This window comes from Anabaena sp. 4-3 (assembly GCF_001597745.1).
Lineage (GTDB): Bacteria > Cyanobacteriota > Cyanobacteriia > Cyanobacteriales > Nostocaceae > Trichormus.
Genome location: NZ_LUHJ01000046.1, coordinates 22,330 through 43,509, shown reverse-complemented (window position 1 = coordinate 43,509; position 21,180 = coordinate 22,330). Strand labels below are relative to the sequence as shown.

Below are 21,180 nucleotides of genomic sequence, written 5' to 3'. Positions count from 1 at the left end.
CTATATATAGTAGGAGTTTTCAGACCATCTTGCAGCTTTTTACACGTATCTCGGCTTCACGTCTATTAGCTCCATGAGATACAGTAACAACACTCGACCTCGCAGACAACTTCACCCATACCAACAGCCTGAAGTTGAATTACAACCCAGAACAAATGAAAGTTTAGCCCAGAGACTCGGTGTTGCTCCCCAAAGCGTGATTGCTGAACGGGAAAAACTCACCCCCCAAGAATTTATTAGTTGGTCACGTAACCGTGACCCGATGAGTACAGCTTGGGAATGGAACGCTCAAACTGAACTCTACCATCCCGTGAAATAACTGTCATTGCCCCCAGAATAGGGTTTAATAAAGGAGCATTCAACATAAGAATAGGCAATGTTGAATTCTTCCTCTACCCTGACTAACGCCCAACTCATTGATTTGTGGCTACACGGTAAAAGTGCCAACACAGTTGATGGGTATCGTCGTCATGCCGAACGGTTTTTTGCTCATGTCAATAAACCCCTAGCAGATTGCACCCTCATGGATCTTCAACTGTGGGTGATGACGCTTCGTTGTTCTGATAACAGCAAACGGGTGGCAGTGGGAGCAATTAAAAGCTTGTTCTCATTTGCTAAAGAGCTTGGATTAATAGCAGCAAATTTGGGAATACTGGTTAAGTCCCCTAAAGCAAAGAACCGATTGGCAGAGCGAATTCTTACGGAAAAGGAAGTACAATTACTGATAAATTCCACCACCAATCCCCGTGACCATGCGATTATCCGCTTACTCTACTTTGCAGGTTTGCGCGTGTCGGAATTGTGTGGTTTAAAGTGGCGTGACCTGAAGGCGCGTGGTGATGGGGGGCAAATCACAGTATTTGGTAAAGGTGAGAAAACAAGAACCGTGCTTATTGGTGCGGGGATGTGGCGGGAGATTAATGAGTTAAAGGGTAATGCTAAACGTGATGACCCAGTATTCGTTTCTGCTAAGGGTGGTCATTTGTCCCGCAGTATGGTGTTTCTGATCGTGAAGAAGGCAGCAAACCGCGCTGGTATTGAGGGTAATGTCTCCCCCCACTGGCTCAGGCATAGTCACGCTTCCCATAGTTTAGATAGGGGTGCGCCTATTCACCTATTACAAAAAACGTTAGGGCATAGTTCGGTGGCCATCACTGAGATGTATCTACACGCCAGGCCAACTGATAGTAGTGGCTTATATTTGCCAGATGATGATGACTGATGGGGGCGATGCCTGCGGCGGGTGCTTTGCGCCATCGCTCAATTTATAGGTGTAGCGATCGCTCTTAAGGCGGGTACTTTGTGCCATCGCTCCTATAGCAATCAAGCCCTACAATCCAATTGGCATAAATTTCGAGTGATTATTAATCACATCTTTACCAATTCTTGCTGCCACTCCTTCAGCAACGCCATTGATTAAAAAGCAAGATAACTGCAATTTATATTCTTCCTCCTCTACTTTTATCAGTGGTAAATCAACATATTTTTGATATACTTTGGCAAAACCAGCGTACTCAGGGTCTGGATTACGAGCTATTTCTCCGTTACTTTTAATAACTTCAACTTCTCTCCCTTCTCTCCCCCAAGTTGGTTTGGCCACTAAGGGAGGATTTATTTGTTCTCTTTCCATAAATGTAGGTAGAAAATGTGCAAATCCCAACAAATTTTTTTGAATGAAAAAATCACTTCCTAATTGTGTAATTAAAGCCATTAACGCTTTATTTTGCATCACAAAAGCACTGACGGGATTAATTAAAGCGAGCTTCCTTGAATAGACTAATGGTTCAAAATAATCCCAAAGATTTACTCCACATTGGGGGTCTTTATCTTCTACCATCCATTCTGTTGGGTATATGCGGTAGAGTATATCAACTGTATCACCTCTATGGTCATAGCAGCCATCCTCATCCATTGCAATACTTTCAATGGGACAAAAAGCAGATTGATAATGGCACAAAGACATTAAATACTCAACAGTACCAATATCTTCGGGGGCTTGAGATAAGGCGGCAAAGATGATATTGCAATCTTTAGGAGATTTATTGAGATATTTAGCAGATTCTTCGATATATTTATTAAGTCCTATTTGAAGAACTGCTTCAGCATGAATATTAGGGTCTAATTTCCCAAAATGTTGAGCGACTAGACCATTGATTTTAAATGTTTCGACTATAAAAGTAGCAACTTCTGCATTACATTCAAGCAGGTAGATATTATCATTAACAACGGCAAAATCACATCGAGCAATAAAAGGCACTTGCTTATTACTTTTGATTAATCTCAGGGTTGGTTGAGGATAATCAAATTCAATTAAAGTTTGCTCGTCAAATTGTTTCATGACCTGAGCCGCATAGTTTAAAACTTGCCAAACTCTTGTTGCAGCTTGCTTAACTTTTTCTACAGTTTCTGGTGCAACCATTAGTATTTCATAACAAGCATATTCATCGACATCATACCAGTTAAATATATCTTGATACTGCTGGTAAAACTTATGTCTACTATTGTTCATGAACTCGCTCCTCCATAACGAAAGCTACCAAAACCACTTACACGAGAACCAGGAGAACTACGAGTGTGACTACGTACATAAGTACCATCGCTACGAGTGTAACCACTGACGTAAACTGAACCTAAACGGGTACTATAACCTCTACTGTAATCACTACTATAGCCGCTATAGTCACTACTGCTAGAGTCATCTGACGTATCTGAGGAAGTTTCAGATGTGCTATCCTCTTGAGAAGAAGCAATTTCATTATTAGCATCCTCTTCTTGTTCAACATCTTCAAGTAATGCGGTTAGGGTTTCAGGAGGACTAATATCTAACGATAGGCTTGCCGTACATTCACTCTCTAAAATAGTTTGTTGCAGCGTACATTTTTGGATTTCATCAATCGCATTACTAACTTGGCGATAATTGTTGCGATAATTGCTAAGTTGGGATTGAGCTTTGAAAAATAGTTGAGTTTCCGAGGAAATATTTCCGAGTAAATTAATTGCTTGTTGCCATTGTGACTTGGCAGTTAATAAGTCAGGTAATGTGATTGATGTACTATCTTTAGTAAGGTTAGCGGCTTGTTGAGCTAATTCAACTGCCGAGGAGAAATTTTGAAGTAATTTATCTTCACTCGCCACCACCTTACTCACATCATCAAAATTGCGCTTTACGGATAATATACCAAGCTTTGCTGTATCGGAAACATACGTACCTGCGGGGATTTTTTCTAAAATGCTAATTGCCTGCTGCCATTTATTTTTTGCTTCTAGCCACTTATGAGAGTAAGACTTACCTTTAACTAGGGTGGCTGCTTCATTATCGAGTTGAATTGCAGCTTGTAAATTAGTTGATGCTTCCTCTTCAACTTGAATTTTAGAGTCAAGTTGAACAAGTAATTGATTCAATTGCAATATTTGCTTTTGGGCATTTTGATAAGGAGAACCCGGTATATTTGGAACCAATTTCAGCTTTTCAATACTTTGCTGTATTTTTGTTCTGTTACTTTTTAAAGCATCTAAATTAGGAATACTATTAATATTACTATTTTCATTAATAATTCCCTGTATATCGGTAATTGCTTGCTGATGTGCCGAATACTCTTTCGTGATTTGCAGGATTTTACTTACACCAAACCAACTTAAAAGCGATGCAATAACTATAGCTAGCCAGGGCTTGTTTTTCCGACTCATCGTCATTTTACATATATTTACATAATTATTGTTCCCAATATTTATCAAGTTTGAACATAAAGCTAGCAAGTAAAAATAATATCTTGTTGAGTACCGCAATATACGGATGGTCGTTTGGAGTTGCATCTGCGGCGATTCGTTAGTCTTGCTGGTGCTAAGTCGGGAAAGAAGGCTGAGGTTAGGTTGGTTAACTCTGCGATGTATCCAGGTGTGGAGGTGATTGAGGCGTTGGACGAAAGACTGTTGCCGGACTTTCATCAAGCACTCGTACTGTTTTACCCAGATGGGAGATAAAGATACATTGGGACTCGCCTGCTTATGTGTAAGAGTGCAATAAGGTGCGTTTCTTATTGCAATTCGCTACAAATAGGTAGCGATCGCCTGCGGCGGACTGCGCCTACGCTCTTTTTACAAGCAATACCTACTTTCCTCGCTTGAAATTTTGATATAAAAACAGGTGGTTTTAAACCACCCTGATTTTTAGCCAATAATTAATTTAAATCTGGGGCTTGGAGTAAACTATTAATTCCTGGTAAATTAACTAAGTTTTCTGAAATTCTTACCCCTTCTAAAAACTCTATCTGCTGCGGCGTTACTGGATTTATTTCATACATCCCAGGCTTAAAGCGATCGCTCTTTTTTCAGCCCTACCAAGTAACGGGTAAAGCCATGCTTGTTCGTCGGGATGAAGGTCGAGAAATTGCTGAAGTTGTAAAGCTAATCTAGTCAGTCTATCAGTTGTGTTTTTATCCATAGTTTCGTTCCCGTATAGGGAACATTGTATAAACTGGGGGCGTTAATTAACACCCCCCAATTTATTAAGATTTCTTAGCTTTCGCCCTCCTGATAAAACCGATGATTTCCTCTAATGCCACATCGTCTTTCTGCATTGACTGAATCATGGGAATTGCACCCACTGGCACAGAACCAATACTGCGTCCTTTCCATTCCCCGTTCACCTTCTCCTCCCAATTAAAGCCCCACCGCCAATGACGGGGATTATCAGGCTCACGGTGTCCGATTACACGAGGATAGCTGGCAATGCTGCCATCCTTTAATTTCTTGTTTTCGAGGTATTTATATAAGCACCCCTTTTGTCTACTGGGCTTCGGCTGCTGCGCGGAGGCTACAGCTTCCTGATTTTCCTCTAAGAAAATCTCTGGTGTCCATTCAGACGTACCATATTCTTCATTTAATTGCTGTGGTGGGCATTGATTACAGGTGTAGTCTCTCTCTACCAAGGTTTGGGGGTGATTTTCCTCTAAGAATTTGGTGACTAGAGACTGGGGAGCGATCGCTAGTCTAGTAATCTCCTCATCATCTCGTTCCCAGTTGTAGGTTACGTTTTTACCAGAAGGGGGGTTGGGGACTGTACCAAAGCCCAGCCAATCAACAACGAAGCCAAATCCTAAGTTATTGCTGATAACTCCCAGTGATTCGTACTGATCAACGATGTAAGTTTCCGGTCTAGCATTAGCTCTGGTTAGGACATGGGGACTTTTGACTCTGGACTCTTGACTTTTGATTGATAACTCAATATTCCAAAGTCTCTGCTTACCTCTAGCTGGTATAGGTTCAGGGAGAATTTGCACATTTTCCAGCTTCCAGGCATAACGCCCAACTTCCCAGTTTCCACACCTAATTTCAGTGTCAGATTGTTGAGCTATGAATTCGGGAGTCATTTTGATGCAGTCGGTTAGATCAGCTACTGCTATCACCGCACCAAATATTAACTCTTCAACTGGTGGTAGAAAGTCTTGGAGTAAACTGCACCAGTAGTCAGTGTCTTTCTGTTTTTTAGCCGCATGAATGGCAATTTTACCCCTGTAATTTGTAGGCCAGTCTCTAGTTTCAAACCATTTGTACCTACCAACTAAATAAGCCCAAGGTTGATGTAGGGTTATAGCCTTAATGATTGTTGTTGCTGATGAGTCCTGCAAGCTCTGCGAGGTAACAGACTCGTTTAATTGCGATCGCTGCTTGCTGTGGTGTAACTGCTCGCCCGTAGAGGTCAACGCAGTGGCGGCGGTTGTTGATGTGGTGGCCTGTACCGGGATAAGTGGGGGCTGAACTGATAGTAGTTCCCCAGTGTCCGCCAATACTTGCTCTACCCAGCCAACTGGGAATCCCATCATCCACCCCGGCACTGCTGGGTGTAACTTGTCTCCTTTGGCTATGAATGGCCTCAACTTCTGCTCTAATCTGTTCGTCCCAGCCGGTCGGCACTTTCCCGATCCTTTTGGATACGTCGTTGGTGTAGGCAATGATGAATAATCGCTGTCTTTCGTGGGGTGCGCCGAGATCCGCAGCTGATATGATTTGCGGAGGTTCCCAACAATATCCAACCATTCTGAGTCCCCCAAGAACTGCTCGTAGGCCGTTATGGATAATCCCTGTAGGATTTTCGATGATAACGAAGCTGGGGCGGCCATCTGCGATGCAGCGCAGGGCATCGAACCAGAGACTTGATTCTGGGTGTTCGAGTCCTGAGCCGTCCCCGGCGATTGATGTACCTGTGCAGGGGAAGCCGATGGTGTAGAGCTTGAATTCTCCAGGCTTGGGGTAGTAGTTTCTGATATCGCTGTGGATAGGGATTCTTGGATATCTGCGTCTGAGAACTGCTTGAGCGTCGGGGTTATTTTCGATGAAGAGTCCGGTTCTGATGATGTGGTCAACTCCGGCTGCTTCAATTCCGAGTTCAAAGCCTCCGATTCCTGAGAAGAGGCTAGTGTGTGTGAGTTGCTGCATTTTTCTAAATTCTTAGAGGATGAAGCTGAGTTTTTGGTTAGCGGTGATAATTCACTTAGGGGAATTTTTTTCTTGTCAATCTCCTTTTCAAAGCAAACATCAGCGTTCGGCTTAGTTTTGTAAAGCTTGATTATTTTTACCTTCTTCCCACTTTCATGAAGGTAAATTTTACCCGCTTCAAATTTGAAATCCTCTTGTGAATTTTCCTCTAAGAATGATAGGTCTAAATTGCCATCTGGCTCACAATTCTCTGGGAGCTTCTGAATATCTGCGATATCAACCAAAATGTAGAAGCGATCGCCCATCCTGATGGGAACTTTTTCTGCTCCCTCATCTTCGCCCTTTACTGATACAATACCCCAGTCATCATCTGAGTAATATTTTTCTTTATGATTGGCAACTTTTACTTTTTCACCATCCCGCACAATTTCATCAGTGTGGATCAGTAAATTTTTCTCTTCTGAATTTGCAAGGATCATGTTCCAAAGTCTTGTAGTCCCCTGACAGAAATCAGGGTACTCTTGTACAGAAATTACTCTTTTTGTTAAGCGGTGTACAGATACTAACTTTTCTCCAGCTTTAAACCTTTTGTTAAACTCTCCCTCTAATTTTCTAAACTTGTGAAATTTGACTTTTTCAAATGTTAAGCTTTCTGTTTCGCCGTCGTCGCCGTCTATGATAATTTTCCGCGAGTTTATATTTTTTACTGTTCCGACGCTCCCGCAGTGGCTGATGATGCGATCGCCTACTCCTAATTTATGCAGTTTCGGTTCTGATTTTTCCTCTAAGAATTTCGGGTAAGCGGAGCCATCGTCCCAAGCCGGGTCTAACTTTGTCCTTTCCTCAATATCACCAATTTTCTTAGAGGAAAATGCTTCAGTGTTAAATAATTCGTTAGTCATCTTCCCCTCCTAAATAAGCTGCTCTCATTCGCTCCCATTGTTCAGGGGTAATCGCCTCTATTTCAGCTTTGCGCTGTCTTACTTCGCGGTTGTCATTTTCGGTGCGATCGCCGCTTCCAGGCATTTTCATTTTTTTCGCCAAACTGCGGATTTCGATTTGCTTCTGCACGGTAATGCGCCAAAATTCCCGATTTTTGAAGTCGAGTTTTTGACAAATTGCTGGGATGAGGCGAGTATCAAAATTTTCCAGTCCAACGTTGTCGCCAAACCGCTTACTGTATGCGTCGCAATTCAAGTTCTGACAAATTGGCCATTTATCTCGATTTGAATGATAACTTGGCATGATCAAGCGAGCCAAATGTGCTGGAATAATTCCTGAATCCTGGCAGCAAAAGCAACGCCATTGGGGGTAAAACAGTTCTTCTTCCTCATTGTCTGATGTTTCTATTACAGGAAGCGGATCAAGTTGGGGCAAGTCGTCAATCATGATTCAATCCCCCAAATCAATTTATTTGCGTCAGCCCAAAGGTAAAATTCACGCCGCAGCTTTTGGTTGGTCATGTCTTCCGCCTGGAAACCGACTGGCCCTAACTGGCGAATTTTCTCTAGCCACTCTTCACGTTGAGGATGATTTTCCCATTTAGAATTTTGCGCCAGGGAAGCCTGACCTTTAGATTTGCGCCACTGACTTGATAATTCCTCCCAGTTTGTTTCTACCCACCGCCGGGGGAGTTGGGGAGGATGGGGTAGTTGTAATGCTTTTTGTTCCCCAAATTTTAAAAAATCCTCTCTTTCGCTGTCTGAGAGAGTATTTATAAAGTCTGAATAAGTATGAATAGTATGAGGGAATTCAGAAGCCTTATCTGGTAAGGGTTTTAGGCTTTCATTTGGACAACTTTGTCCGTTTTGGGACAACTTTGTCTTTTTGTGGACAACTTTGTCCGTTTTGGGACAACTTTGTCTTTTTGTGGATAACTTTGTCCGTTTTGGGACAACTTTGTCCAGTTTCTTATCATCCCTAATGGCTTTACCAGCAAGGTTTTTACCCTTTATGGTTATGATTTGAGTGTCGTAAAAGCCAAGTTCTTCCAGCTTGTGAATTGAGCGTTTTACGGATTTTTCGCTTAGTCCAACAATTTCAGCGATTTCTCTGGGATTGGGAATATCTACAAAGCGATCGCCGAATGGGTCAATCATCTGCAAGTAGCTCCACACGCACCAATCAGCACTGGTTAATTTCGCTCGAATGGCTTTCATGGCCATGTGGTTGGGTGTTTGGTAGAAGCCTGAAGGTTCGACACCTGGCATAGAAGCACCAGGTACTAATGACAGTTTTGTCTGACGTGGCATGATTAAACCTCCATCCCTTCAAAAGTTGCAATAACGCCAAAACCCAAAACAGTTGAGTAAATAAACTGTTTTTTCTCAGGCGTTAAACCAGCTTTATACTGCGCGATGGGCAAAGCCCCGCCGGAGGCTATCGCATCACTCAATGTCATGCGGTAATGTTGCTCTGTCACACTGCACCCCCTTTCGTTGCAAATGTGACATGACAATTTGTCAAACTTACGTCTTTTGACGTTTGTGCAGAACCCTGTATTGTCATACGATTTTCTTAGCTTTGAATGATGCCCTGACAACTAGCCTTGTCGGGGCTATTTTGTTGAGATAGAATCAAATCAATCTATTAGATAGATTTGATTTATCTACTAGATACATAGTAGTGTACAATGTATCTGATGGATAAAAGGAGGAAACAAAAGTTTATGAAAATTCACCAGCTATTCAAGCAAGCGATGGATAGATATGGTATTGAAGGTAAGCAGTTAGCAGCATTAGCTGGGATATCTACAAATCATTTATCTCAATTTCGCTCTGGGAATAAATGGGTCAGCCCAGAAGTTTTTGCAGCTTTACTCGAAGGCATGGAACAATTAGCTCCTGGCTCTCGCCTTTATTTTTGTCAATTACTGGCGAACCAGCCAGTAGCGGTCAAAAAAACCAGCATTGTCGAGTTAATCGATAGTGCTAATGACGATGAGATGGATGAGATATTATTGGCAATTGGGCGCAAATGGAAGAAATTGCGTCAAAGCCCGTCTAATTGCAACAATTATCAACAAGAAATTAACAGTGCAATAGCAGTATAATCCTATATAAGCACAGTATGATTGATAACAATCAATCATTACCAGGTTGTGTGTTATGGTAGAAGTCCCAGTTGTGACCATTCAAGATGTAACGCGAATGCTCAATGAATTGACAGATGGACAAAAAGAAGCTCTTATAGCAGAGGAGATGAAAAAGTTGTCTCCAGAAGCCAAGCTGCGCGTGCTTGGTATGGCTGAATCTGGTTTAACTGTGTTTACGGGTGCATTTATATCTTTAAACTCAGAAGTGACGATAAATATACAAAACATCTCTGACTTTGACCCAGAGAAATTACTGCAAGCCTTGGTAGATTTTCGTAGGGCAGAACGCGACAAGCACAAAAGTTAGTCCAACTCTCTGCTAGGAGGTGCGACAAATCACACAACATTTAGCACCTCTGCATAATTCTTAGAGGAAAAATTCAGGCGATCGCCGTTCCAGAGATGACTTAGGGAGGGTAAGTCATGTATGTAGTGGGGCGGAGCGTAGGCGATCGCTGCGTTGCTAGTTAGAAATAGTCATCATCGCTAGTCCAGAGGGTTGATTCCATATCCCAGTTATGTAAGCTAGGGCGGCTAGGGCTGTTTTGTTGTCCATAAATTTTTTCCCAGTACCTATTAAATGCAGCGTACACTGCGGTTCTATTTTTTTCTGAAGTAAATATGATATTTCCTGAAGCTTCAAGATCATCAAGGGAGAGGGGACTGTCAATCAATTTCGTGATTAATCTCTCTCTAGATGCTTCGTTTGGAAATAGTGGAGTTAAATCAAAATTTAACTGTTCTTTAGCTTCAAGAAGCTCATAGGATGAATTATTTTTAGGTGTACTAGATTGGGAGACTGTAGTAACAGATGGTTCATGTTTCTTCTGAGCAGTAGTAGGTTTTCTACACCAGTCAGGATCACCCACAATAAACAACTCAGATTTACTGCGGGTTAGTGCAACATAGAGTAAATTTTTCTCCTGTTCTAACTGCCAATTTTGTTGGTTTCTCCATGTCATTGGCATATCTTCCGGTTTATAAATAAATATGCGATCGCTCTCCAAGCCTTTGGCACGATGGCAAGTGCTAAGGGTGATTGGTGAATTGTCATTACTGAATAATCTGTCAATACAATACTTCAAGTCATCAATTCCCCTTGCTTCGGGATGTGACTGGTAAATAATTGTGATTGCTTGAATTTTATCTTTCAAATTTTCAAGCATTTGTTCCTCGTTATCTAAGCCCTGGTACTGTTGCGCTTTAATTCCGTGGTACATTGCCACGGCATCATTAAAAAATTCGTAGCTGTAACCGGGTAATTTGGCTATATCATCCAGGTCTTTTTTAAGAGATTCCCCGATATCTTTACCTTTTACAGTCGCTTTAATTCCTCTGCTAATGAGTTTTATGCAGAGTGATACTAACGGTGCGGTTTTTCTACCAATAATCATGTCACCGTTTTTAAGATCATCCTCAACCTGATCACTCTCGATGTGGGTGATAATTCCCTCCGCAGCTTCTGGTGCTGGTTCAATGGGGATATAGGGGAATATTTTGTTAACTAAGGAGATATGCGATCGCGGACATCTGTAGCAGATTGAAAGTGGCAATTCTACAGCCTTGGTACGCGCGACTATATTCATATAACTTTGGTCATCTGCTCCGGCGAATCCCATAATTGCCTGTCTGGGGTCGCCTACTGCCAATATGCGTCCGGTATTGCCAGCGAGCATCAGGGCAAGTTCCAACTGTGCGGCGTTTAAGTCTTGGCACTCGTCCACTAACACAAATTTATAAGGTTTAAATCCTTTCATGTCTCCCAGCCGCCACTTCACAGGTAGCCAAATCTGATCAGTAAAATCAAAACCTTCCTTGTTTATGGCCTTCTGCTCACCAATGTTTAAACAATACTGAATCCACTGGGCTATTAAATCGGGTTTCCAAATATCATCAATTTCAAAATGGAGAGCGATCGCCCGAATAATGTCTTCTGTGGGCTGTTGGTTGGTTAATCTTACCAAGTCAATTAATTTAAGAAAATCATTGTCATTGCCAATGATGTATTCCTGTCGCAATCTGCCAGAGTAGCTACCACGCTTAGGAATCAATTCTAGGTCTTGGGTAATACGTTTGTATTTAAGGCTAGAAACATCAACATCATAGCTGCTTTTAATTCCTAGATGCTTCTTTAGCAATGAGAATCCAGCACTGTGGAGCGTAGATATTGATTCTTTCCAGGCTGCTCCAAACTTTTTAATCAAGTCCTGGGCGTTAAGTTTACCAAATACACAAATTTTAATTTCGCTTGGTCTTAATCCTGATTCTACAAGGGTTTTAGCAACAATCCTAAGTGTACTGCTCTTACCAGAACCAGCTACAGCATTACAGCAGCCGTGACCATTTCCTCTTAGAATCCAGTCAGCGATCGCTAGTTGATACTTTGAAGGAACAAATCCAAACTTTGCTTTGTACGCGGCAATTTCAGCGTCAGATAGTTGGATTTCCTGGGGCTGAGATATTTCGTTAGCAGTGTTGCTAGTTAAGCACTCTATAGCCAGTTTGATTTGCTCTAATTCATCCTGGCTAAGTTTATCCAGCGCAGATATCACAAATTCAAATGGGCTGGTTTGCCCATCGAGCGATACTCCTGCGGAGTGGCTATCCAGCCAACGAGCGTATCTCTCAATTTCCTCTAAGAAAATCTCAGGTACTCGTATAGCTTTAGTCGGTAAGTGTTGCCAAGCTGCTTTTTGCTTGATTAAATGTTCAGTTTTTGGGTTGTAATTAGGCATAGTCTTGTCTTCGACACGCTGCGCGAATGGTCGGATGCTTTTAGTTCAAGAAATCAAATATGCAGTGTACACTGCATATAAACTAAATATAAATCAATATTTATTCCACAGTAACAAGCATTTCAAAACGTAGCCAGTTTCTAGGCAGTTGGGGGCTTTGCTCTCTTGTTTTATGGAGTAACGCGAATCACGAGATATCCTGGCAGCCAAAAATGCAACTTTCCCGCTCGCCAGCCCGATGAGCTAGACACAGCATCATCAAAAACTGCTGCGGCAACGCGGCGGTTCTGAGTGCTGGCCTAGCTCATCGCCTAGTTGCATTTTTGGCTGTTGAGACACAAGCCCTAATTGCTCTGACTAGGGTTTAACCTTTGGTTAGGTTGCCTACAAATAGCGGCTAACTTTCTCAGGTAGTGGATCTACTTCCTTATCTGCCAATGGTTTAAACGTAATTAGCCGTTCATAGACATTTTCGCCTGTTGTTTCATCCTTACCAGTACAGCGACTAAACCAAACGGCTGCACCAAACTTATTAGACGGCGATCGCCTAACAAACTGGTATCCTTTCCAAGTTACTATCGCCGCACCATATTGATCGGCACGTTCAACAGTTGCATCAATTGTAGACCAATCAAAATGTTTAAACTCCTCAATCTTTCGCTGATAATTTGGTGCTTTCGTGCTGGTTGTGGCTTTATCTAGTAAGTCGGCAATGCGCTCTAGTGCCAGCATTTGCCGATGTTGGATTTGTAGCCAAAGGTCTATTTGCTCTGGGGTCATGGTAGATTCTTAGAGGAAAAATCTGAAATTTTGTGTGCTTTGGGTAGGCGATCGCCTACCCAGTTTGACTATTTGTTCTTACGTTCGTAAGCTTGCTGTAAATGGCTTAGTCCAAAGTCCAGGTCACTGATAAAACCTTCATCGGCTTCCTCTGTGTCAGCCTCATTAATTAAGGTTTCCAGTTCGCTGATTAAGTCACTTAGCTTTTCTAAAATCTGTTTGATGTCCATAGTTTTTACTCCTGTGCTAGTATGAAATTGCCCGGTAGCATGGTTTCCTTGGTCGGATGCCTGTGTTGCTGGGCTTACCCTCGCTTATGGCTGTGGGCAGGCGGCCAGCTTCTTTTACCAATCTGCTAACTCTGGTTCGGGTTCCGGGTCAGGGTCAAATTGCCATAGCTCTTTCATGGCTGCTTCTTTACGTTCCAACCAGCAGTATTCATACTGGCGTAAAGTTTCACAACCTAAGTATTTCCAAGCAGCAAAGATATGCTTGTCGGGAATTTGACCCTGTGCTGTAGGATTCAGCATTAAGTGTTTAGCGGCTACTGGGTCTTGGGCAAAGGCTTTTTCTAAGCCGCTATAGGCGTGGCAGGTACAGCTAATTTCATATTTATATAGTCTTAATTCATAAAATTCGCCTGTGTTACCACGAACAATTAAATCATCCCAGTTGTCACCCGGCTGCAATTTGTAGGGGTCGGCTTTCTGCCAAGCGCGATTCACCAACACATCTACATAATCGGCTTTAGAAATGAAGCGAGAAATACCGCGAATTTTAATCAGTTGGCTACGTTTTTCGATTTTGCTGGGGATATGCAAATAAACAACGTGTTTGTAAACGTCGATAGTTGCGTAATCTATGCCTTGTTTAATTTCCTCAGCACTCCATCCCCAGTTTTGTAATAAAAGCTTAGTATTTTCTAAGCTGTAAAGATGCCGCAGTGCGTAATCTTCACTGTTATTTTCATGCAGTAAGGATTTATGGAAGTTAGAGTAATTATAGTCAGGTCTGATATGTGCCTTTGCAGAAAAACGAGTCATTGGTCGGATGCCTTTTTCTAAGGTCTATTGATTTTTATTATAGCGCGTCACCTTGCTATAATCAAGATAATTGCATAAAATTTTGAGACAAAAAAGCGACCGCTTGATGTGTGCGATTGCTCCTGAATTAATGCTTAATAAAGTTGTAAGCAGCCACTATATGATGACAAAAGATTTTACCATTGAGTGCCTGAAATAATTGCGGTAATTCTTGACTCATTCTGTTGTTCCAGCATTTATATTTCATGCAGTTACAACTCCAGCCAGCACCCTTGATCAATTGAACGAAGTATCTTTTATGAGAGTTTTGGAAGGAAGAAACTAAAAATCCTTGTCTGACTCGCTCAACAGATAAATTATAAGCCTTAAAGTTGGCTTCCTCTCTCAACGCTTCTGCCAAGTCATGGTAGCTGATTAATCCAGCCTGTTTTACCCACAAGCCATTAGCCCAAGTTTCTATTATTAGCTCGTGGCGAGAGAAATTATCAGCCCACTTGAAGCGGCCGATTTTGTAAAGCAGTTCAGCAACTAGGTACTTGCTAAATATTTGGCTTTTCAGTTCTGAAGAGACTTCCATAAAATTCTTAGAGGATGTTCGCGTAGCGTCTGGTAGAGAAGTGAAGGAGCGTAGGCGCAGTCCGCCGCAGGCATCGCTCCTTTGTTGCTGTCAATTTAAACGCAGTAGTAATTACTGTATGGCTGGGGGGTATTTTGTGGGGTAAACTCCCAAATCTTGCGCCGGGGAGTTGACGACCAACTTACATGAACGGGTTTATGCTGTCCATAGTAATAAATTGAGTCGAAATTGAGTGTTTTAAGAAAAATGATGACTTTTCTGCTATCAATCCCCATGATTTGCAAGTCACAAGCCGCTCCCAGATGATGGCAATAATATTTGCCTCTGGAATTAATTTCATGAGCAAGATGTTGGTCAGTCTTGACGCAAATACGGGATTTTTCACGCCTTAAGAATTTCAATAAGTCCTTACTACAAAAACCATAGGTTAACTTGAAATTCTCTTGACCAAATTTGTTAATCACTGGCGTAATGATTGATGTATGTAGAGATTCTAGCGATCGCTCACTTTCTGGATTCTCTGGATAGGGATTGATAAGATGTGAGTATTTAGCGTAAGTTTCAGAGCAAGTGCAAAGTTCTTCAATCATATTCTTAGAGGAAATTCTTAGAGGATGTTCGCGTAGCGTCTCGTAGAGAAGTGAGGGAGCGATGCCTGCGGCGGACTGCTGCGCCTACACACCCAACAGGCGATCGCTTTAAACTAACTAGCCGTGATATTCACGGAAAACGTAAATACCATAGGGTGAAGCTTTAACTGAATCATAGCCTTGTATAAATAACTCGTTGGCTACAGAATCCCAGTTAATATGCTGTGACCAAAATTGAAATTGTTTCTCAAACTCTGCCCAATTATAAATTTCTTCAATTTCATCAGATTTTAAAACAAAGTCCCGCTCTGATTCCCAGTGACCACAGTAATAACTGCTAAACTCTTCTGCCAATTTCTCAATATCTGGCTCTCTAACCATATCCTTGGCATAGTTGATCCATGCTGCTAGGGCTTCCGGTTCTTCTGCTTCGTCTAATGCCTGGGCTAATTTGCTGATATACTCCAAACTTTCATACTCACCCAATGAGAAGTCGTAAAAGTTTTCATAATCATGTATGGCCCACTCCTCGCAATCTTGATCATCTGCTACCGGCGACCATGACAACATCCATTTAATATCATCTTCTATGTCTTCCGGTTCTTGGGTAGCATCAATCCAAAGTCCGTGTAAATACCCGTTATTGTAAGCTGACAAGCAAGCCACATAAATTTTAGGGGTGCTTTCGTCGCTGCATTCCCGTTCATCTCTGGGGAATGGTAAACGACATTTTAAACTGCTAACAATGGGAAAACTAAAAGTTGGAAAACTGACCTCAGCTAAGTTAACCGCTAATTCTAAAGCCTGATAATCAACTGTTTCCGTAATCAAAACTTTACCTACTTGTTGAACACCATAAAGCTGCTCGGCTACAGCGAAAGCTTCTGCTTCTGTTTGGAAAATTAATTGCATGGTCGGATGCCTTTTAAAATGAGGAAATGAAGAGAGGAAGCGATACCTTCGGCACGCAAAGGCGGCGATCGCTAATGTTTGATATCTGCGATAGTCCTAGACCATCGCAGATTTAGTTAATTAGAAAGGTGCTGTTTTAAAGCAGTTGAATAATGTCTGAACTGTGTCAGGAGCCATTAAAATTACTCTTTTTTTGTCATGGGATACCCAAATTAATCTCAGGTGTCCATCCTCTAAGCAAGCTCCTGTAATCTGTCCCCAGGTTTGACTATGTGGGTCTAAAATTGACACTGGGCTAATTCTATCTTCAGCAATCATTTGGTCGGATGCCTTGTTGAATGTTTACATAACTATTATAGCGTGACTTCTAGCTAAAATAAGGTATTATTAAGCAATATTTACAATATTGTTACACTGGGTTTAATGAGAGGACGCGCTATAATGAGGGCGTAATTGCAGATATAAAAAACTATGCCAGGAACTTTGAGCAGTGGCCGACCGGGCGGAAACCCGGATTTTGGGATCAAGTATAGATTTAAAAGTAAAAGCGGCGAAGTAATGACTAAAATCACCCTCAGAATCAAACCTTCGACGCTGGAATATTTGAAAGAAACCTATGGGGATGAATACGCGGATTTTATCAGGGAAGCGATCGCGGAAAAAATAGAGCGGCAACAGGCCGCCCAGGAAAGCTAAAACAGAGTCAACTGGACTGGCTGCTGTGACTCAGCACCAACAACAGCAGCGCAGCCAAACCAGCCGGGAAGGCCAGGAAGGGGAAACAAACCCCAGCCAGAGGGAACAGGTAAAGACCCCAAAAAAACGAGGCAAGGAAGACCGGAACCAAGGGCAAAGGCGAGGGAAGCCCAGGAGCCGGAACCAAAGCCGGAGAAGCAGCGCGACTGGGAAGGGGAGGGAACTAAACCAACCGGACAAGGGGAGGAAGGGAAGGAAACCCACAAGCCGCCGGCAGACTGAACAGCGCGGACGCAAGCCACGGAACGAGCAGCAAAAGCACCACGCCCAACGCCCCAACGACCGGAGGCAACAGAGAACACCTCAGCAGATGGAAAAGCCAAGCGAAAGTAAGCATCAACACCCTTGGCGCAGCCGACCAACACGCGGGAACCAGGGGGAACAGCAGCAGCAGCCACCGACAACGGGGCAGGGGACTGACCCCAGTGGCGAGAACCTGAAAAACCAAACGAATCGTAGCGGCTAAAAATGTCTGAAAGCATGGTGAAATATTAGATGGAATATTTATTGCAACTATCTTATTATAGCATGAAGTCACGCTATAATAAGATATTTTCTGGGGTTTGCGGAGTGACCAGAGCGTAGTGGAAGTGCTGGCGGCGGCGTGATCTATCAACGAAGTGAAAGATATAGGCCACTCAACAGCCGCCAGTGCTGGAACGGAGCGGCGGGAACGGAGCCGCGTGAGCTTGACAACTAAGTAATAAGCTCTGTGTAAGCCCCCAAATGCTTACTATGCAAAGATTTTAGCTATGTAAACTTTTGCAAAACACTTGATTTTAGTTAGATGTCGAGCTATAATAAAAGAGTGGAAAGTTGAACGACGTAAAGCCGGAGGCAAAGAACCCGAAACGTGGGCAAGGGGGAAACGACAGGCAGCGAGTGAGACAAACCACCGGGAACTGTAGCCCACGACAGGAACCGCTTTCACCTTGCCGAAGAACCAGGATTATAAGACACTTTGGAGAGGTGAAACCACCACCAGCAACCTCTTCACCCGATGACTGGATGGCCAAACGAAAAGACCTATACAACCACCGCAGATACCTTTACCTCTCCTTTCTCTTTCTCTGTTTCTTCTCCCCGCGAAAAAAGCAGCCCAAGAAAAAACTCATTCACATTGGAGCGTCTTGGCCTCATGAGGGTATTTCTTGGCCTCACGATATGTGAAGCGGAAATGTGATAAAATGAGTTTTTGCTGCTTTTTTCGCACCGCTTTTTGGCTGCTGCTTCCAAGTCTTTCACCACTTCACTCTTGATCTGGTGGCAGCAGACAAAAAGCACAACAACTGCGTAGCAACCTTGTACCAGTGGAGTGACCAGAGCGTAGTGGAGGGGTGCTGGCGGCGGCGTGATCTTCCAACGAAGTGAGAGATATTGGCCACTACAAGCTGCCAGCCCCCGGAACGAAGCGGCGGGAACGGAACATTGTTATCGTGTGATTTTCGCTAAATTTTGGTCAAATATCTTCGAGGTTTTAGCTAATTTATCCTCTAAGAAAATTTGCTGGTCACAGGCGATCGCTCTGATCCAGTCAGAGGAGTCTTGTTAACATCAGGGGCAAACTCAACAGTTTCAGTATTCCGAAAACTTTTGTAAATTGACGACATCATCAGGGTTTCAGCCGACATTTTTGGGTTCATGTTCACTATGGCTTGCACTGCACTATTAACCCACCAAAAACATTCGTTCCTTGAAAAGCAGACTCTCAAAGGATTGCGGACAATTGTGTTTCTTAACTCAAATGAACCGTTCTTCAGCGTTCTGGAAAACTTTTCAGTATATTGAATTGAGAATCCAACTCTAGAGTGAGTTTATTAACTTTTTATTCACTCAAAAGAAAGAAGAGGGTTACATTATTTTGGAGTCAGAATTGATTAGATAAGGGTTTAACAGTTTGATTAGAAAAATTAGTCTAAACTCCAATTTCATCTCTCAATTGGATATCACAATATTAATGGATAAAAGTTATGAAATTTAAACCAGTTTTATCGGCAGCTTTGTTACTGAGCATTGTCACGTTATCTTCAACCATCAATACAAACCAAGCTGTAGCACAATCAAATCAAAAGCCTTATTGTACTGCTGCATCGAATAAACGACGGATTAGTTATTTTCGATATGGTACTAATTCAATAGCGGATGCTTGTTTTAATGTTTTTCAAAAGATATTAAATGCTGGTCATAGCGTAGATAGAGCAGAATGGGGTTACTACAAAACCAATGGTCTGAACATTGGACAAATTTCTTGTATTCAAGGGAAAAGAACAGTTAGAGGAAAAGGAAGTGACTTTTTTAATGAGGCATCGAATATGCGTAATTCTTTAGGTTGGAGTGGTTGTACTTATAAGGTAACTAATTAGTTATAAGCGCAGAGAAAACGCATCTAAATATTGACAAAGTGGTAGGTAAGGTGTGTAAAAACTAATACAAATAAACTAGATGAGGGGATTCGGAGCGATCGCTCTGGTGGGGGTAAGTGATCGGACTTTGGTGGACTAATACTTTTGGGATAAAACTGTCCAAATTAAAGAATATTACTTTCGCTCCAGTCTTAAACTTAGAGTCTTTACCAAGTCCAAGAAATGAGTTAGTGGTACTTGCTCCCAAAAACCTAATTCATAATTAAATTGGACGGATATCGTTCAGATTAAACCAAAACATTCGGGCATAAGTGTTTGGTTAATGGGTTCTTATTTTTTGGACAGTCAACAGGACGAAAATGGCTGTATCTCAATTCCCATAAGGCTTACAGCTTATTTGCACAGAATGTTGTTTCAAGCCGCTTGTTTGCAGTTTGAAATTTATGTTTGCAGTTCAGAATGCAAATAATGTCGTTTTGAAGCGTCTTTATTTGCAAATTAATGTGGTTTCAAAATCGCCTTGTTTGCAGTTTTAGCTCCGGATGTTTGCTGTTCGCTACAGAAAGCAGTTTGCAAATGATGTGTAACTTTTAAACTCACTCCTACTGGGTCATTTTGTCATACTTTAGTCTAAACTCCAGTCAAGAAAAATTTTGTATAGTAAATAGTTAGCTGGCTTCGCACGCAGTTCTTACACTTGTCCTGTAGGGTTACTTCTCATTCCGACAGCATAGAGTAGATAGTATGTAGACGATATATTGAGTCCGTACTTCAAACTCGTTTTCGATGTACGAAAGCAACCAGAAAAGTGAGAGTGGAACAGTGGTGAACGTTGAGTAATCCAGCTAACAGCAGCAGATAGATAAGGCGACGCTGTTCAAAAGTGCTTTTGTGGATAATAGCAAACTTAAGGTCAGTTCTGTATATTAAACGCAAATGCCAAATAGGTTGAGGGAATCCCAAAAAGCTTTCACAAGATGGCTTTATCGCTGAATTTGAAATGGTTTTCTCATAAGCCCCGTTGATTCCGAATTGTTATAGAGAATGCCATGAAACATGATGAATTTGAGTTGATTATGAAATGGTAAATCAACTCAAAAGATTAACAAAATATCAGGAGAAATAACCATGAAACTTTTCACAATTTCACTAACTTCATTTGCAGCTTTAGGGATTATTTTAGGTACTCCTTCCCTTGCAGAAAGCAATTTCACACCAGAGACTCGATCTCCATCATTGCAACGAGAGCGACCTAGAAAGAACGAAGCCAACTTTCCAATTGTAGCACCATCACAGCCAGATATTGATTTTTATTGCGGTAAAGGCTTTGTTCCTTGTGATCAAACATTTAAGGATTTTTGTGCCAAGGTTGCCAAAGGTCACTACAAGGTCTTACCAAGTGGTCATGGAGCTTGTATTACTCCCGGCGGTCATAATCCAGACCCTTTTTAGAGTTAGGTATAGCGTCGCTGACACCAGGGGCAAACTAAACAGTTCAGTTTATCTAGATGACTAGGTAAATTATTCGGTGTTGCTTCTGTTATAAAGATTACTGTGGTGTAGGCGATCGCCGTACCCCTACGGGGAAGCAAGCTACGCGTAGCGTCTCGTAGAGAAGGCTTAAGCTTCGCTTATCGCTCTTTGGAATAGGCAATTTTTACTGTCAGCGATAAGCGATCGCCTAATCTTCCCATAATTTCATGAATTCTTCCCATTCTTCATCTGTTTCTGGGGGTTTATTCTGCACCAGCCCCACGATGCGTGTTAATTTCCGCGCCTCTGTCTGACTTTCACCTAATTCCATTAGCTCAAGTTCTAGGTTGGGGTCATAGCCTTGAGCCACTAATTGGGCATATTCGGTGTCGGTCATATTGAGGTCATGTATCATGGTTTTC

General features: G+C 42.2%; 26 protein-coding genes. 8 read left to right on the top strand and 18 right to left on the bottom strand.

The features are described from left to right. The first annotated feature begins 73 nt into the window (after positions 1 to 73). Together A3775_RS12125 and A3775_RS12120 are read left to right on the top strand one after the other, a co-directional pair. Complete coding sequence (locus A3775_RS12125) at positions 74 to 319, top strand: hypothetical protein (RefSeq protein ID WP_231866994.1); 246 nt, start codon at positions 74 to 76, stop codon at positions 317 to 319. Between the two features lie 57 nt (positions 320 to 376). Further along, positions 377 to 1,222, top strand: coding sequence for a tyrosine-type recombinase/integrase (locus A3775_RS12120; RefSeq protein WP_066425131.1), 846 nt, complete (start codon positions 377 to 379; stop codon positions 1,220 to 1,222). 108 nt (positions 1,223 to 1,330) lie between these two features. Here the strand turns inward: A3775_RS12120 and A3775_RS12115 are convergent, their stop codons facing one another. From A3775_RS12115 to A3775_RS24175, 9 genes are all read right to left on the bottom strand, one after another. Then, a complete protein-coding gene (locus A3775_RS12115) occupies positions 1,331 to 2,509 on the bottom strand; it encodes a glutathionylspermidine synthase family protein (protein ID WP_066425130.1) in 1,179 nt (392 codons plus the stop codon). Continuing rightward, positions 2,506 to 3,687, bottom strand: a complete 1,182-nt coding sequence (locus A3775_RS12110; protein WP_066425129.1) for a hypothetical protein — start codon at positions 3,685 to 3,687, stop codon at positions 2,506 to 2,508. Before A3775_RS12110 ends, A3775_RS12115 begins: the two co-directional genes overlap by 4 nt. A 347-nt stretch (positions 3,688 to 4,034) precedes the next feature. Further along, positions 4,035 to 4,175 (bottom strand): hypothetical protein, encoded by a 141-nt coding sequence (locus A3775_RS24190; RefSeq protein ID WP_156481614.1) that lies wholly within the window; start codon positions 4,173 to 4,175, stop codon positions 4,035 to 4,037. A gap of 113 nt (positions 4,176 to 4,288) precedes the next feature. Then, positions 4,289 to 4,441, bottom strand: a complete 153-nt coding sequence (locus A3775_RS24185; protein ID WP_156481613.1) for a hypothetical protein — start codon at positions 4,439 to 4,441, stop codon at positions 4,289 to 4,291. A gap of 64 nt (positions 4,442 to 4,505) precedes the next feature. Beyond that, a complete protein-coding gene (locus A3775_RS25390; RefSeq protein WP_197480141.1) occupies positions 4,506 to 5,702 on the bottom strand; it encodes a hypothetical protein in 1,197 nt (398 codons plus the stop codon). Continuing rightward, entirely contained in the window at positions 5,596 to 6,435 is an 840-nt protein-coding gene (locus A3775_RS25385; protein WP_082803725.1) for a DNA cytosine methyltransferase, read from the bottom strand. Before A3775_RS25385 ends, A3775_RS25390 begins: the two co-directional genes overlap by 107 nt. Positions 6,436 to 7,329: 894 nt before the next feature. Then, the gene (locus A3775_RS12095; protein WP_066425125.1) at positions 7,330 to 7,824 is read right to left on the bottom strand and encodes a hypothetical protein; all 495 of its coding nucleotides are present in this window, start codon (positions 7,822 to 7,824) and stop codon (positions 7,330 to 7,332) included. Beyond that, positions 7,821 to 8,687 (bottom strand): hypothetical protein, encoded by an 867-nt coding sequence (locus A3775_RS12090; protein WP_066425123.1) that lies wholly within the window; start codon positions 8,685 to 8,687, stop codon positions 7,821 to 7,823. Before A3775_RS12090 ends, A3775_RS12095 begins: the two co-directional genes overlap by 4 nt. Positions 8,688 to 8,689: 2 nt before the next feature. Further along, positions 8,690 to 8,857 carry a hypothetical protein gene (locus A3775_RS24175; protein WP_156481612.1) on the bottom strand — a complete coding sequence of 56 codons (168 nt, stop codon included), beginning with the start codon at positions 8,855 to 8,857 and terminating at the stop codon, positions 8,690 to 8,692. 246 nt (positions 8,858 to 9,103) lie between these two features. On the opposite strand from A3775_RS24175, the gene A3775_RS12085 reads away from it, so the two are divergent. Together A3775_RS12085 and A3775_RS12080 are read left to right on the top strand one after the other, a co-directional pair. Continuing rightward, positions 9,104 to 9,487, top strand: a complete 384-nt coding sequence (locus tag A3775_RS12085) for a helix-turn-helix transcriptional regulator (RefSeq protein WP_066425121.1) — start codon at positions 9,104 to 9,106, stop codon at positions 9,485 to 9,487. 55 nt (positions 9,488 to 9,542) lie between these two features. Further along, a complete protein-coding gene (locus A3775_RS12080) occupies positions 9,543 to 9,836 on the top strand; it encodes a hypothetical protein (protein WP_066425118.1) in 294 nt (97 codons plus the stop codon). Positions 9,837 to 9,996: 160 nt separating this feature from the next. Here the strand turns inward: A3775_RS12080 and A3775_RS12075 are convergent, their stop codons facing one another. The 7 genes from A3775_RS12075 to A3775_RS12055 all read right to left on the bottom strand — a co-directional run bounded on the left by A3775_RS12075 (position 9,997) and on the right by A3775_RS12055 (position 16,166). Next, positions 9,997 to 12,264 (bottom strand): UvrD-helicase domain-containing protein, encoded by a 2,268-nt coding sequence (locus A3775_RS12075; RefSeq protein WP_066425116.1) that lies wholly within the window; start codon positions 12,262 to 12,264, stop codon positions 9,997 to 9,999. A 384-nt stretch (positions 12,265 to 12,648) separates the two neighbouring features. Further along, positions 12,649 to 13,044 carry a single-stranded DNA-binding protein gene (locus A3775_RS12070; RefSeq protein WP_066425114.1) on the bottom strand — a complete coding sequence of 132 codons (396 nt, stop codon included), beginning with the start codon at positions 13,042 to 13,044 and terminating at the stop codon, positions 12,649 to 12,651. Positions 13,045 to 13,112: 68 nt separating this feature from the next. Continuing rightward, complete coding sequence (locus A3775_RS24170) at positions 13,113 to 13,274, bottom strand: hypothetical protein (protein ID WP_156481611.1); 162 nt, start codon at positions 13,272 to 13,274, stop codon at positions 13,113 to 13,115. Positions 13,275 to 13,388: 114 nt separating this feature from the next. Continuing rightward, positions 13,389 to 14,087: a hypothetical protein gene (locus A3775_RS12065; RefSeq protein ID WP_066425113.1), complete on the bottom strand. Its 699-nt coding sequence runs from the start codon at positions 14,085 to 14,087 to the stop codon at positions 13,389 to 13,391. Positions 14,088 to 14,214: 127 nt separating this feature from the next. Beyond that, positions 14,215 to 14,664 carry a hypothetical protein gene (locus A3775_RS12060; RefSeq protein WP_066425110.1) on the bottom strand — a complete coding sequence of 150 codons (450 nt, stop codon included), beginning with the start codon at positions 14,662 to 14,664 and terminating at the stop codon, positions 14,215 to 14,217. Between the two features lie 95 nt (positions 14,665 to 14,759). Further along, complete coding sequence (locus A3775_RS23550; RefSeq protein WP_082803724.1) at positions 14,760 to 15,254, bottom strand: hypothetical protein; 495 nt, start codon at positions 15,252 to 15,254, stop codon at positions 14,760 to 14,762. Between the two features lie 117 nt (positions 15,255 to 15,371). Continuing rightward, a complete protein-coding gene (locus A3775_RS12055) occupies positions 15,372 to 16,166 on the bottom strand; it encodes an antirestriction protein ArdA (RefSeq protein ID WP_066425109.1) in 795 nt (264 codons plus the stop codon). 471 nt (positions 16,167 to 16,637) lie between these two features. Between A3775_RS12055 and A3775_RS25025 the strand changes: the two genes are divergently transcribed. Beyond that, on the top strand, positions 16,638 to 16,862 hold the full coding sequence (locus A3775_RS25025) for a hypothetical protein (protein ID WP_066425105.1): 225 nt from the start codon (positions 16,638 to 16,640) through the stop codon (positions 16,860 to 16,862). On the opposite strand, the gene A3775_RS12040 is transcribed toward A3775_RS25025, so the two are convergent. After that, entirely contained in the window at positions 16,859 to 17,320 is a 462-nt protein-coding gene (locus A3775_RS12040) for a hypothetical protein (protein ID WP_197480139.1), read from the bottom strand. The genes A3775_RS25025 and A3775_RS12040 overlap by 4 nt on opposite strands. Before the next feature lie 953 nt (positions 17,321 to 18,273). Between A3775_RS12040 and A3775_RS24165 the strand changes: the two genes are divergently transcribed. The 3 genes from A3775_RS24165 (at position 18,274) to A3775_RS12030 (ending at position 20,737) form a co-directional block, all read left to right on the top strand. Next, entirely contained in the window at positions 18,274 to 18,474 is a 201-nt protein-coding gene (locus tag A3775_RS24165) for a hypothetical protein (RefSeq protein WP_156481609.1), read from the top strand. 418 nt (positions 18,475 to 18,892) lie between these two features. Next, positions 18,893 to 19,285: a hypothetical protein gene (locus A3775_RS12035; protein WP_066425098.1), complete on the top strand. Its 393-nt coding sequence runs from the start codon at positions 18,893 to 18,895 to the stop codon at positions 19,283 to 19,285. A 1,128-nt stretch (positions 19,286 to 20,413) separates the two neighbouring features. Beyond that, positions 20,414 to 20,737 carry a hypothetical protein gene (locus tag A3775_RS12030; RefSeq protein WP_066425096.1) on the top strand — a complete coding sequence of 108 codons (324 nt, stop codon included), beginning with the start codon at positions 20,414 to 20,416 and terminating at the stop codon, positions 20,735 to 20,737. A gap of 229 nt (positions 20,738 to 20,966) precedes the next feature. Here the strand turns inward: A3775_RS12030 and A3775_RS12025 are convergent, their stop codons facing one another. Continuing rightward, positions 20,967 to 21,173 (bottom strand): hypothetical protein, encoded by a 207-nt coding sequence (locus A3775_RS12025; RefSeq protein ID WP_082803723.1) that lies wholly within the window; start codon positions 21,171 to 21,173, stop codon positions 20,967 to 20,969. Between the last annotated feature and the right edge of the window lie 7 nt (positions 21,174 to 21,180).